The organism is Flavobacterium bernardetii (assembly GCF_011305415.1).
In the GTDB taxonomy this organism is placed as follows: Bacteria; Bacteroidota; Bacteroidia; order Flavobacteriales; family Flavobacteriaceae; genus Flavobacterium; species Flavobacterium bernardetii.
In genome coordinates this window covers 156398-170593 of sequence record NZ_JAANOQ010000006.1, presented here as the reverse complement: position 1 = coordinate 170593, position 14196 = coordinate 156398, and the positions used below count along the sequence as shown (strand labels likewise).

8 protein-coding genes and 1 tRNA gene are annotated in these 14196 nt (G+C 32.7%); 8 read left to right on the top strand and 1 reads right to left on the bottom strand.

The features are described from left to right. The first annotated feature begins 31 nt into the window (after positions 1-31). The 6 genes from hemE to G6N05_RS11825 all read left to right on the top strand — a co-directional run bounded on the left by hemE (position 32) and on the right by G6N05_RS11825 (position 5876). A complete protein-coding gene (gene hemE / locus G6N05_RS11850; RefSeq protein ID WP_166129427.1) occupies positions 32-1099 on the top strand; it encodes a uroporphyrinogen decarboxylase in 1068 nt (355 codons plus the stop codon). Positions 1100-1143: 44 nt separating this feature from the next. Next, positions 1144-2916 (top strand): hypothetical protein, encoded by a 1773-nt coding sequence (locus tag G6N05_RS11845; protein WP_166129423.1) that lies wholly within the window; start codon positions 1144-1146, stop codon positions 2914-2916. Continuing rightward, a complete protein-coding gene (gene hemF / locus G6N05_RS11840; protein ID WP_166129419.1) occupies positions 2906-3808 on the top strand; it encodes an oxygen-dependent coproporphyrinogen oxidase in 903 nt (300 codons plus the stop codon). The genes G6N05_RS11845 and hemF overlap by 11 nt, the downstream gene beginning before the upstream one ends. 83 nt (positions 3809-3891) lie before the next feature. Beyond that, on the top strand, positions 3892-4254 hold the full coding sequence (locus tag G6N05_RS11835; RefSeq protein ID WP_166129415.1) for a protease inhibitor I42 family protein: 363 nt from the start codon (positions 3892-3894) through the stop codon (positions 4252-4254). A gap of 156 nt (positions 4255-4410) precedes the next feature. Continuing rightward, complete coding sequence (gene hemB, locus G6N05_RS11830) at positions 4411-5403, top strand: porphobilinogen synthase (RefSeq protein WP_166129411.1); 993 nt, start codon at positions 4411-4413, stop codon at positions 5401-5403. A gap of 68 nt (positions 5404-5471) precedes the next feature. Continuing rightward, positions 5472-5876, top strand: a complete 405-nt coding sequence (locus G6N05_RS11825; protein WP_166129407.1) for a c-type cytochrome — start codon at positions 5472-5474, stop codon at positions 5874-5876. 33 nt (positions 5877-5909) lie between these two features. Here the strand turns inward: G6N05_RS11825 and G6N05_RS11820 are convergent. Continuing rightward, positions 5910-5991: transfer RNA gene (locus tag G6N05_RS11820), tRNA-Leu, on the bottom strand. 224 nt (positions 5992-6215) lie between these two features. Here G6N05_RS11820 and G6N05_RS15785 point away from each other — a divergent pair. Both G6N05_RS15785 and G6N05_RS11810 read left to right on the top strand, forming a co-directional pair. Continuing rightward, positions 6216-11027 carry a PA domain-containing protein gene (locus G6N05_RS15785; RefSeq protein WP_166129404.1) on the top strand — a complete coding sequence of 1604 codons (4812 nt, stop codon included), beginning with the start codon at positions 6216-6218 and terminating at the stop codon, positions 11025-11027. 133 nt (positions 11028-11160) lie between these two features. Next, on the top strand, positions 11161-14145 hold the full coding sequence (locus tag G6N05_RS11810; protein WP_166129400.1) for a S8 family serine peptidase: 2985 nt from the start codon (positions 11161-11163) through the stop codon (positions 14143-14145). Positions 14146-14196 lie beyond the last annotated feature (51 nt).

The following is a 14196-nucleotide window of genomic DNA, read 5'->3' as shown; positions in this document are numbered from 1 at the left end:
ACTAAATTAAAAGTTTTAAAAAATTAATAAAATGAAAAATAACGATATTCAAGTTCCCCCTTCGGGGGTTAGGGGGCTTAAAAACGATTTATTCCTACGTGCCTTAAATAACGAATCTGTAGAACGTCCACCAGTTTGGATGATGCGTCAAGCCGGAAGATATTTACCAGAATTTAGAGCGTTACGCGACAAATACGATTTCTTCACTCGTTGTGAAACGCCAGAATTAGCAGCAGAAATTACAGTTCAACCAATTAGAATTGTAAAACCAGATGCGGCTATTTTGTTTTCAGATATTTTGGTTGTACCACGTGCGATGGGAATTCACGTAGAATTAAAAGACAATTTAGGACCAATTATTCCAAATCCAATCCGTACTTCGCAAGATGTAGAAAAAGTTTTCGTTCCAGATGTGAATGAAACGTTGGGTTACGTTTTTGATGCGATTAAATTGACCAAACAAATGTTGAACGATGAGGTGCCATTAATTGGTTTCGCAGGTTCGCCTTGGACAATTTTCTGTTACGCCGTAGAAGGAAAAGGTTCTAAAAGTTTTGATACTGCTAAAGGGTTTTGTTTTTCGAATCCAGTTGCAGCTCACGTTTTATTACAAAAAATTACAGATACAACTATCTTATATTTAAAAGAAAAAGTTAAAGCAGGTTGTAACGCCATTCAAATTTTCGATTCTTGGGGAGGAATGCTTTCTCCAGTAGATTATCAAGAATTCTCATTTCAATATATCAACCAAATTACCGAAGCTTTAGCAGAAATGACTCCAGTTATTATTTTTGGAAAAGGATGTTGGTTTGCCTTAGGAGATATGGCAAAAACAAAAGCTTCTGCATTAGGAGTTGATTGGACGTGTTCTCCAAGAAACGCCCGTTATTTATCAGGTGGAAAAATCACGTTACAAGGTAATTTCGATCCATCAAGATTATTATCGCCAATTCCAACCATCAAAAAAATGGTACACGAAATGATTGACGAATTCGGAAAAGACAATTACATCGTAAACTTAGGTCACGGTATTTTACCAAATATCCCAGTAGATCACGCCAAAGCATTTGTGGAAGCGGTGAAGGAATACGGTCAGTAAGCAGTCGCAGTTTTCAGTGTCCAGTTTTTAGTAATCAGTTGTAAATGAATAAAATTTTAGTTTTCAGTTTGTTTTTTTTGAGTTTAAATACATTTTCTCAAAACACAAAAAAGGACAGTCTTGCCATACAGAAGATTGTTAAAAAATACAATCCTAAAAATGAAATTCAAAAAGTAATCACTATTTCTGATAGTGATGAAGTGAATTTAATTAGTAATTATATCGTTAAAAAAAACACTGAGAAGGCTAAAGCGGATGATAAAGCAAATATTATTTTAAATTCTAGTATTGGTAAAAGATATATCAAAGGAGATAAATCCCTTATTTCTGAAATAGTTAAAGTTCTTGAGAGTAATGATGGAGAGAAAATAATTTCAATATTGAAAGATTTAGATCTTGATTATTCAGAAAGAAAAAAAGGGCTAAACTTAGAACAAAACATTTTAAATTCGATTGTTAAATTATTAAATAATCCTGATTTTGAACATAGAATTATTCAGTTTTTAGGTTTTAATAATGTTGTTGGTAGTGAAAAAATTTTAGAAGAAAGATTTTTATCAGGAAAGTCAAAAGATAATGATAGAATTTTCTATTGGCTAGCTTCTAATTTTAATAATAAAAAAGCTTTAGATTATATTCATAAATCTTATTTTGATAAAAAATTTGATGTAGAAAATATGGATTGGTTTTTAAGTAGTTTTTCAGAATATATTGAAAAAGAAGATGTAGAAGCTATTCAAAAAATAAGAGAAATAGCTTATGATTATTTGCAAAAAAAACCCATACAGAAATCAGATTTAGAAAACAAACTTCAGTTGAGTATAGTTGGAGGTAGAGCTACTACTCTTACAATGTTGGAAGTTTTAATAAAAACGAAAGATAATAGAGTTACTAATATCCTAAATGATTTCTTAACAAGTTTAAAAGGAACAAAATACTTTAACGAAGTTCTTTTAAATACGGAGAAACTTTTATTTTTTACTTTTTCTAGTGAAAAGAAAAGAGAGTTTATAGTAAAGAATTTAAATAGTAAAGATGATTTTTTTGATACTTTAGATGTTATCAAAGAAGAAAATCAATTTTTTAAAGATCCAAACATATGTAAACAGATTCTTTTAAATTTTGAGAAGTTTAATTTTACAGACGAATTTGAATTTTACAGGTTAATAAATCATTTTGAAGATCTTGAAAAGGAAATGGTTATCAATACTATTAAAGAAAATATTAGTAATGATTCTTTAAAAGAATATTTAATAAAAAGGTATTCTGTTTCTTTGTGGTCTATGAATGAAATCAATGATTTTCTTTTAAAAAATGAAATCATCAGCACAGAAATTTCAAATGAAAAAATCGAAAATTATAAAAAGAAAGAGTTTTCTGTTGAAAATTTAAATACAATTGAAGCATGTTTAGATATTTCTGAAATTAGTTTGAATTTTGATACAGAAGTTGGAGAATTTCCAGTAGATTATACTGTTCTGTTAAATGATTTTGCTAAAATTTCTAAAAATAAAATTCAAGATATTAAATCTTATTTACAATATAAAGTGGATTACGATAACGGAGAAGCTTATTATCAATTTTTGGTTTCCTATAAAAATAAATGTTATGTTTTGATTCCAGAAAATTTTGGTGATTGGTATGATATTGAATCTTTTGAAAAACTATTAAATGTTATTATTTCAGATACAAATTGTAAAGAAGAATTTGTTTCTATAAGTACCGGCGGACAAGATGCTTATTATATTTTTGGAGAAAAAGATAAAGTAAGTTTAATTCGTAATACATTTTATCCAGAATATAACAATGAAAAATAAATTCTACACCTACATACAAAACCTTCAAGACCAAATTGTTGCTGGACTAGAAGCAGTTGAAGGAAAAGCCAAATTTCGTGAAGACATTTGGGAACGACCAGAAGGCGGCGGCGGAAGAACACGCGTAATTGAAAACGGTCAAGTTTTTGAAAAAGGTGGTGTAAATATTTCTGCAGTTCATGGTAAATTGCCAGATTCGATGCGAAAATTGTTCAACGTTGGTGAAGCTGATTTCTTTGCTTGTGGTTTGAGTTTGGTTATTCATCCCAAAAACCCAATGGTGCCAACAGTTCATGCGAATTGGCGCTATTTCGAAATGTATGATGATAACGGAAATGTAATCAACAGTTGGTTTGGTGGTGGACAAGATTTAACTCCGTATTACCTGTTTGAAGAAGACGGAAAACATTTTCATCAAACGTGTAAAACCGCTTGTGATAAGCATAATCCAGAATTTTATCCAAAATATAAAAAACAATGTGACACCTATTTTTGGAACGCTCACAGAAACGAAGCCCGTGGTTTAGGAGGTTTGTTCTTCGATTATTGCAAGGAAACGGATGACATGAAAATGGAAGATTGGTACAATTTCGTAACAGAAGTTGGAAATTCTTTCTTAGAAGCGTATGTTCCAATTGTAGAAAAAAGAAAAGATTTACCTTTCACTTCAGAACAACGCACCTGGCAAGAAATTCGCCGTGGTCGTTATGTAGAATTCAATTTGGTTCATGATAAAGGCACACTTTTCGGACTAAAAACCAACGGAAGAATAGAAAGTATTTTGATGAGTTTACCACCACATGTGCAATGGGTATACGACCATCATCCAGAAAAAGGTAGCACAGAAGATAAATTGATACAAGTTTTAGAAAATCCGATAGATTGGATATAATTCCAGCGGAGTTACATATTTCTAGAGAAAAATTAATGCAAGTTTTAGAAAACCCAATAGATTGGATATAAAATCAAATAATTATGAAAAAAGCAATAATTATAGTTTTAGCAACTGGTTTGTTTTCTTGTAACTCACAAAAAGGAATACAAACAGACTACGAAGTAAACAAAAATGAAACATTCGAAGTGATTCTAAAGTCTAATCCGACTACAGGATATTCTTGGAAATGGGTAAAAAATCAATCTTCAAAACTGGTTGACTCAGTAAGTACATCTTATACCCAAGATAAAGCCGAATCTGGCATGGTTGGTGTTGGTGGAAAAGAAATTTGGAAATTCAAAGGAAAAGAATCTGGTGTTGATACTTTAGTTTTTGAATACGCTCGTTCTTGGGAGAAAAATACTGCTGCTGAAACAAAAAAAGTAGTGGTAAGAGTAAAGTAAAATTCTAAATCAACAAACAAAAAATTTAGATACAGTAAACTCCGGCGGAGTTAAACATTTATAGAGAAAAGTTAATTAAAGTTCTAGAAAATCCGATAGATTGGATGGTGTGCTAAGATCACAAATCCCACATCGTAAATCGTAAATAAAAAAATTATGTTTCCATTACAAAGAGGCCGTCGTTTAAGAGTAAACGAATCCATAAGAAGTTTAGTTCGTGAAACCACATTAAGTCCAAGTGATTTTATGTTTCCGATGTTTATTACAGAAGGTGAAAATGTACAAGTAGAAATTCCTTCTATGGTTGGAATTTGTCGTCGTTCGATTGATTTAACAGTGGAAGAAGTGAAAGAAATTTTCGCTTTAGGAATTCGAGCGGTAAATATTTACGTAAAAGTAGACGAATCCTTAAAAGACAATACAGGAAAAGAAGCTTGGAATCCTGATGGATTGATGCAACGCGCCATTAAAGCCATAAAATCAGCTTGTCCAGAAATGATTGTGATGCCAGATGTAGCTTTAGATCCGTATTCGATTTATGGTCATGATGGAATTATTGAAAAGGGTGATATTGCTAATGATGCTACCAATGCAGCTTTAGTAAAAATGGCCGTTTCTCATGCGCAAGCGGGTGCCGATTTTGTAGCACCAAGTGACATGATGGACGGAAGAGTTTTACGTTTGCGTGAAGGTTTAGATGCTGCAGGTTTTCATAATGTTGGAATTATGAGTTATTCTGCGAAATATGCTTCTGCATTTTATGGTCCGTTTAGAGATGCGTTAGATAGTGCGCCAGTTGATAATGTTGAAATTCCTAAAGATAAAAAAACGTATCAAATGGATTATGCCAATCGTATCGAAGCGATAAAAGAAGCCTTAATGGATGTGGAAGAAGGTGCCGATATGGTGATGGTTAAACCAGGAATTGCGTATTTAGATATTGTTCGTGAAGTGAAAAATGCCGTGAATGTTCCTGTAACGGTTTTCCATGTTTCTGGAGAATATGCTATGATTAAAGCCGCTTCAGAAAGAGGTTGGTTAGATCATGATAAAATTATGATGGAACAATTAATGTGTATCAAAAGAGCGGGTGCGAGTTTAATTTCGACTTATTTTGCCAAAGAAGCTGCGATTTTATTAAATAAATAATGAAGTGATATTTGTCATTTTTATTCTTGAAATAAAGTTATAGATTTGACAATCAAAATAAATTCGAAATGAAAAACTATAGAAAACTTCTTTGTTTAGCGGTACTGACTTTAGGTTTTGTTAGCTGTGGCGAAAAAAAAGAAACGGATCCAATGGGAAATCCTATTGAGGAAACAAAAACCACAACTACAGCACTTTCTTCTAAAGATTTAGGAAAAGAATTGTTTGAAGGAAAAGGAATGTGCGCTACTTGTCACAAACCGGATGCCAAAATTGTAGGGCCAAGCATCAAAGAAATTGCTAAAATGTATACCGAAAAAAAAGCGAGTATTTCCATGTTCTTACAAGGAGAAGCCGATCCAATTGTTGATCCGACTCAGTTTGAAATTATGAAAGCAAATTTCGCGATAACTAAAACAATGACCGAAGAAGAGCTTAAAGGCTTGGAAGATTACATGTTAAGTATAAAATAAAAAAAGCTCAAAACTATGTTTTGAGCTTTTTTGTGCGGGTGAAAGGACTCGAACCTTCACACCTTGCGGCACCAGATCCTAAGTCTGGCGTGTCTACCAATTTCACCACACCCGCGTGTAATGGAGTGCAAATATATAAACATTGTTTGCTTCTACAAAATAATTTTGTTTTTTTATTTTTATCTTAATGAAATTCAAAATATATCTTATAAAAAATTAATGTTTTTATTGTGTTATTCAAAAAAAATTAATGTTTTTTATCGATTATTTTTATATTTTATCGATTATATTAAAATAATTATTATTATAGCCCTCTATAATATTAATTATCCCCCAGATATGAAATCAAAATTACTAAAATTTGGTTTGCTTTTTTTTGTCGCTATAGTTGTTTCTATAGTTACTTTTAGCGTTTTTTCTGATTCAGAAAAAGTAAAAAGCAATTCCCTAAAAGATGTTCCTCAAACTAATGATGATTTAGTTGTTGAAGAAAAACAGCAAGATGTAACTACAAAAAATTACATTGTTGATAATCAGAAAGATAATTTTAAACAAAATGTCGTTTCTAAAGTTCAGATTTTGTCTGAAAAGCACTCTCAATTATTAGAAAAGCCAAACCAATTAAGTGAAATTGATGTTTTAAGAAAGAAACATCAAGAAATACTTGATAAAGAATTTTTCAAGAAAACATTTTTATTATCTAAATCTGAAAGAAAGGCTGAAGGACTTCCTCCTAATAAATATTTTGAGCAAGATTATGCGTTAACTGCTAATCCAACCTTAGGAAGACCTACTGGGGAAAATTTAGCAGAAATTAGAGTTCAATTAGAAAATATTAGAGAAGCTGCATTAACTAATAGAACTCCTGGTGATGGTGCGGATAACCCATGGATAGAAAGAGGACCAAATAATGTTGGTGGTCGTACAAAAGCATTAATTTTTGATCCTACAGATGCTACTAACAAGACTGTTATTGCAGGAGGTGTTAGTGGAGGTTTATGGAAAAATACAGATATAACGGTAGCGACTGCTTGGACAAGAATGGCCTTGCCAGAAAATTTAAATGTTTTAACACTTGTAGTTGATCCAATAAGTTCAAGTACTTGGTATGCTGGTACTGGAGAATCTTATACAGGTGATGTTGTAGGAAATGGTATATGGAAAACAACAGATGCTGGTAAAAGTTGGTATCAAGTTTTTGGAGGTGGTGCAACAACTTCAACACAATATTCATTATTTAATTTAACAGTAACTTCATCTGTTATTGGTGCAACAAATAAAAATTATGTTACTTCTTTAGCAAGTTTTGGTGATCCAATACCTAGCAGTCCTATAATTTCTGCTCAAATTGCATTGGTTAATGATGGAACAGCACCAACTGATGATGCTTGTTCGTTATTACCAGCAAATTCAATGGCTGGAAAAATTGCTTTAATAAGAAGAGGGACATGTACTTTTGAATCAAAAGTTCTTCAGGCGGAAGCTGCAGGTGCAGTTGCAGTAATTATTATGAACAATGTTGCAGGTGGTGGCGTACTAGGTATGGCAGATTCTGGTTTAGGTGTTACAATTCCTTCTCTTATGGTTTCAAAAGAAGACGGAGATTTACTTGTTGCTGGATTATCAGGTGCAATTGGAACTTTTAACCCTACTTTACCTGGACAGTTTAACGGAAACGGAGTAGTTAATGTACAATTAATTAATGACATTGCTATTAAAAATAATGGTGGTGTTTCTGAAATATACGCAGCTGTCGGAGATGGTTTTGGAAGTGGTTCTTATTTAAATCATAGTGCTTATGGTGTGTATAAATCTATCAACGGAGGCGCAACATGGACAAAATTAAATTTACCAACAACAGCAAGTGGTAATCAAACTTGCCCAATGGATATAGAAATTGCTGTTGGAGGAAAAATTTGGGTTTCTTCAACACACAGTACTACTTTTAATGATGGTGGAGGGAAAATATTTGTATCTACAGATAATGGAGCTACTTTTACTGAAAAACATTCTATTGTTGGTAATGGAGGTGGTGCACGTGTAGAAATTGAAGCGTCGCATACAACTGCAGATAAAATTTATGTTTTATCACAATTAGATCAGGCAGATCCTGCAGCTCCTGTTAAGGAAGTTCAATTACTAAGAACGCTAGATGGATTTAATACCGCGCCAACAGTTTTACCTTTGCCAGGTACATCTCCAGGAACTGAAGCTCGTTTAACTACTTATGGATTTACAGGTGCGCAAGCTTTTTATGATTTGTTTATAGAATCAGACCCAACTAATGATGCCAATGTATTTGTTGGAGGAATTAACATTCATAGATCTACAAACAGTGGTGCGGCATGGACTCAAATTACAAGTTGGGGTAGTGATGTGCATTCTGATCAACATGCTATGACATTCAGACCAGGAACACCAAACTCAGCAATTTTTGGAAATGATGGTGGAGTTTATTATTGCGCAAGTTTATCTGCAGCTACTTTAGCTTCAGGTACTGATGTTGTTGCAAGAAACACTGGATTTAATGTAACTCAATTTGTGGGTGTTGCAGTTTTACCAGGTGGTATTGCTGGAAATTCAGGTGACTTTTTTGTTGCAGGTGCTCAAGATAACGGTAGTAACTCTTTTCCTCAAACACCAAGTTTAACGGTAGGAGCAGCGGCTGGTGTTACTGGAAGTTTAGAAATTCAAGGTGGAGATGGTGGTATTCCGTTATACTCACAAGATACAGATGAATATATGGTTACGAATTATGTATATAACGATAATGTTGTGTGCAGACCAATTAATAATACTGGAACAAGAACATTAAATGATGCAACTGTTGATAGAGGTTTGTTTTATTCAGCCTTTGCTTTAGATTCTGCAAACGATATTGTGTATTCTGATTTTTCAGATAGTGCAACAAGAATTTATTATATTAGAAGATATATAAATATTAAATCAGGTACAGTTACAAGAGTTGATTTAACGAATGCTTTGTTAACATCATACCCAACAGCAATTTCTCCAGGAAAAGTTACAGCTACAACATTATATGTAGGAACTGCAAATGGAAAATTATTAAAAATAATTAATGCAAATACTGTGACTGCTGCAAATTCAGCTTCAGCCGTGCCTGCTACTTCTGGTTGGTCTGAAATTACTGGACCAAGTTTCGTAGGTTCAATTTCTGATATTGCTTTTGGAGCAAATGACAGTCAAATTTTTGTAACTATGAGTAATTATGGAGTTACAAGTATTTGGTATACACTTAATGGAGGAACAAACTGGTATAGTTTAGAAGGTAATTTACCTGATTTACCCGTAAGATCAATTTTACAAAACCCTTTAGCAACTAATGAGCTAATGATTGGTACAGAACTTGGTGTTTGGTATACTATAGGATTTAATCCTGCAACTTCTGCAACTCAGGCGTTAACTTGGCATCAATCTTTTAACGGAATGAGCAATGTAAAAGTTACGGATTTAGATTTACAACCTAATTCACCAACAGCACCAACAGCATATACTGTTTATGCTGCAACATATGGAAGAGGTGTTTTTTCAAGTCAATTATGGTTTTGTGGAGCAACATCAACAACATGGAATGGTTCTGCTTGGAGTGCTGGGGTTCCAACCTCAAAAACCGCAGTAGTATTTTCAAGGAATTATACTTCAACAGCAAGTTTAGATGCTTGTTCTGTGACAGTAAACACAGGAGTTGCGGTAACATTTGCTACTGGTCATACTTTAAGAGTGGGAGATAATATTACTGTAAATGGTACAGGATCATTAACTATTAACAATGATGCAGCTTTAATTCAACACGGAAAACATGCCGTGAATACAGGAAATATCATTGTAAAAAGAAATTCTGCTTCAATGGTAAGATTAGATTATACAGCATGGTCTTCTCCAGTTTCAGGACAACAGTTACAAGCTTTTTCTCCAAGTACGGTTGCCACTCGTTTCTACCAATATTTATACACGGGAACAACAACTCCAACTGCTTATCAAGCCGTAACTGCAACAAATAATTTTGTAGCTGGAAAAGGATATATGATAAGATCAGCAAATAACTGGCCTGTTACTGCTACAGTATTTAATGGTCAATTTACAGGTGTTCCTAATAATGGAATTATTACTCAGCCAATCGGTTTAGGATATAATCTATTAGGAAACCCTTATGCATCGCCAATAAGTTCAGATGAATTTATTGTTGATAATGGTTTTGTAAGAACATTATATTTTTGGACGCATACTGCTCCAGCTAGTGGAGGAATTTATCCAACAAATAATTACGCGTCTTACACATTATTAGGTGGTGTAGCATCTGCATCTGGTGGAGCCATACCAAATAATAAAATACAAGTAGGTCAAGGATTTTTCGTGAATTCTGTAGGTGCATATACTGCAAAATTTACAAATGAAATGAGAGAAGATGCTATAACTACAACTCAATTTTTTAAAGGTGGGAATGCATCTAGCAAAAAGATTGAAGAAGAGAAACATAGAGTTTGGTTAAATTTAAACAGTAAAACAACTCCAATTAACCAAATCTTAATTGGTTATATTCAAGGAGCTTCTCCTGATGTTGATGAGAAAATAGATGGTAAAATGTTAGACACATCTAACACGATGCTATATAACTTTATTGACAACAAAGAATATGTAATTCAAGGAAAAGGATTACCATTTACAGACCAAGATATTGTTAAATTAGGATTGAAAGATGTTGAAGCTGGAGATTTCGAAATTAACATTGAACAAGTAGATGGATTATTTGCTAAACATGATGTATTTATTAAAGATAAGTATACAAATGCTATTCATAATTTAAAAGAAGGTTCTTACTTCTTTACTTCTCCAGTTGGTACTTTTAATGATAGGTTTGAAGTAGTCTATAAAACAACAACAAAAGAAGAAGTAGTAGCAACAAATACAGTTGATGTTTTAGTTAAAAATGATATCTTAACGATTAAGTCATACCAATCTGAAATTTCAAGTATTGAAGTTTATGATGTTTTAGGAAAACTAATTTTCACTAAATCAGGAATAAATAGTAAAGAATTCAATACCAATCAATTAACATCTAATAATCAGGCTTTAATTGTGAAAATTCAATTAAAAAATGGAGAGATTCTAGTAAAGAAAACTATTTTATAAGTTTTTTATAAGTTTTTAAAAAAGCCCACTTTTGTGGGCTTTTTTGTTAAATAGTGTATTTCATCGATTAAATGTATTTTTTCATCGATATTATTATTTTTTTTAATATTTTGGTCCACCAAATTTAATAATTATGAAAAAAACCTACACATTTTTTATTAAACTTACTTTTTTTATGTTAATCCCTGTTGTTTTCAATAATGGGTACTCACAAACAGAAAAACAAGTACAAGAGATAATAAAAGATTATGACATGATTAAAGCAAAACAATTGCTTCAAAATGTAAAACAAAGAGAGCTTCGTGAAAAAGGAGAAGTGGAAGAATTCGCGAGAAATAATAATTTGCCAATTTATAGAGAAAATAAAAATGGTGGATTTGATCAATTAATGCGAATAACTGACGGCATTCCTATTTATTATTCTATTGATAATGCTGAAGCGGCAATATCAACACGTGTTCCACATTTAAGATCAGGTGGAAGTTTAGGACTAAATTTAACAGGAACAGGTTTAGTGCCACGTATGTGGGATGGCGGACCAATTCATGCACACCAAGAATATGCTGGTAGAATAGCAATGGTTGATAACACTGTTAGAAATTCAAATAGTTTTCACGCTATTCATGTTATGGGAACAATTATTGGTTCTGGAGTTACTGCTGCCGCTAAAGGAATGGCTCCAGCTGCAACATCTAGATCATTTGATTGGGATAATGATGAATCTGAAGCTATTACCGAAGCTATGAATGGGATGTTGTTGTCAAACCATTCTTATGGAACACCAATTACCAATCAAACTACTGGTGTTAATTTACCGGCTTGGTATATGGGGTCTTACGTGCAAGATTCTTATAATTGGGATGAAATTGCCTATACTTTTCCAAATTATTTACCAATAATGTCAGCAGGAAATGATGGTGGTAACAATGGTAATGCAACCCCAACTACTGTAGGTTATGATAAATTGAATGGAAATAAAAATTCAAAAAATGTTCTTACTATAGCTAACGCTAGAGACGCAACTGTTGACGCAACTGGAGCAATTACTGCAGGAGGCGCAATTCATGGCTCTTCAAGTCAAGGACCATCTGATGATAGGAGAATTAAACCGGATGTTTCTGGAGATGGAGCTGGAACGGGTTCAGGAATTTATTCTGCAGGAAATGGTTCAGGAACTGGTGGTTCTACTACACAATATACAACAATGTTAGGAACTTCTATGGCTGCACCTAACGTAACAGGTACATTGACATTAGTTCAACAACATGCGAATAATGTTAATGGTAAATTTATGAGAGCTGCAACACTTAAAGGTTTAGCGTGTCATACTGCTACAGATAGAGGTAGACCAGGTCCAGATGCTCAATATGGTTGGGGTTATTTAGATGCTAAAAAATCTGCAGAAACAATTACTGGAAATGGAATATCTTCATGGATTTCTGAAGAAACTTTGACGCAAGGACAAACTTACACAATGCAAGTTGTAGCAACTGGAGGTACAACGCCTTTATTAGGTTCGATTTGTTGGACTGATGTTGCAGATGAAAGTAAAGTTAATAATGGAATTCTAAATGATGCTGTCGCTGATTTAACTAATGATTTAGATATTAGAATAACACAAGCTACTAATATATTTTATCCATGGAAATTATTACCAGTTGCAACTGATAATGCAACTAGAGCTGAAGATAATAATGTTGATGTTGTTGAAAGAATTAATATTGATGCACCCACTGCAGGAACTACTTATACAATTTCTGTAACTCATAAAGGAGTTTTAGCAGATGGCCCACAAAAATTCTCATTAATAGTTACTGGTATTACATCAAATTTTACATTTAAAACATTAGCAGATACACAATTAAAATGTTCTAATACGGGTAATGCAGTTTATAATTTTTCAGTTAACAAATTGGGTGGTGCAAATGTGAATTTTACTTCTGCAAATGTTCCTGCTGGAGCTAATTTAGTTTTTAGTCAAAGTGCATTTTCTGCAAATGGTACATTTGATGTAACCATTAGTAATTTAGCTAATGTTGCTGCAGGATCATACACAATTGATATTATTGGAAATAATGGGATAGAAACTGAGATTAGAAAGATATATCTAAAAGTTTTTCATCCAACATTCACTACACAAACGTTATTAAGTCCTGCAAATGCTCAAACTGGCGCTACGACTATTCAAACATTAACTTGGCAAAATGATTTAAATGCTACAAATTGGGATGTTCAAGTTTCAACAATGCAAAATTTCTCAACAATTGCCTTTTCTGGAAACGTAACAACACCATCGTTTACGGCAATTGGATTGGCTTCTAATACTACTTACTATTGGAGAGTTAAACCAAATAACAGTTGTGCAGCGGGAACATATTCTACTGAAAGAAGTTTTAGTACTGCGATTATTGATTGTTCAAATACACCTTTTATAGCAACTGATTTTACTAATGGAACTATTGCTGCTACTGCAAATGCACTTGCAACAGTTCCTGTTACGGTATCTGGTGGTTTAATAATTGGAAAAATTACTGCAACTATAAATCTAACACATACGTATGTTCAAGATATGACAATTACTTTAACAGGTCCTGCTTCTATTGGTAGTCCAGTAATTAAATTGCAAGAAGAAGCTTGTGGTGGTCAGCCAGATATAGATTGTACTTATGATGATTTAGGAGCAGCAGCTAATTGTAACCCAACATCACCAGCAATATCAGGTTTAATTAAATCATTCGAATTATTACATGGTTTGGATGGATTACAAGCAGATGGAACTTGGATTTTGACAGTTAATGATCCTTATAATGGAGATGGAGGTTCAGTTAATTCATTTAGTTTAAAGATTTGTAATAAACAAATTCCATTGTCTTCAACTTCGATAGTTTCTAACGAAAATTTGAATATTTTTACCCAAAATGAAAAACTTAATATTATTTCTTCTGAAGAAATACAGTCAATTACTGTTTTTGATATTCTTGGAAAGAATATTTATAAAAAAGAAAATGTTAATGATAAATCACATGTAATTTCATCATTTTCAAATAAAAATCAAGTTTTAATTGTTAAGATTGTCCTTTCAAATGGACAAATAGTTGAAAAGAAAGTCATTTTTTAAGAATTTTAATAATTGATGATAATTTATAAAGCCCGCAATTTTGCGGGCTTT

Excerpts from the sequence above, each read along its gene's own strand:
- hemE (WP_166129427.1), top strand. The coding sequence starts at position 32 with ATGAAAAATAACGATATTCAAGTTCCCCCTTCGGGGGTTAGGGGGCTT.
- G6N05_RS11845 (WP_166129423.1), top strand. The coding sequence starts at position 1,144 with ATGAATAAAATTTTAGTTTTCAGTTTGTTTTTTTTGAGTTTAAATACA.
- hemF (WP_166129419.1), top strand. The coding sequence starts at position 2,906 with ATGAAAAATAAATTCTACACCTACATACAAAACCTTCAAGACCAAATT.
- G6N05_RS11835 (WP_166129415.1), top strand. The coding sequence starts at position 3,892 with ATGAAAAAAGCAATAATTATAGTTTTAGCAACTGGTTTGTTTTCTTGT.
- hemB (WP_166129411.1), top strand. The coding sequence starts at position 4,411 with ATGTTTCCATTACAAAGAGGCCGTCGTTTAAGAGTAAACGAATCCATA.
- G6N05_RS11825 (WP_166129407.1), top strand. The coding sequence starts at position 5,472 with ATGAAAAACTATAGAAAACTTCTTTGTTTAGCGGTACTGACTTTAGGT.
- G6N05_RS15785 (WP_166129404.1), top strand. The coding sequence starts at position 6,216 with ATGAAATCAAAATTACTAAAATTTGGTTTGCTTTTTTTTGTCGCTATA.
- G6N05_RS11810 (WP_166129400.1), top strand. The coding sequence starts at position 11,161 with ATGAAAAAAACCTACACATTTTTTATTAAACTTACTTTTTTTATGTTA.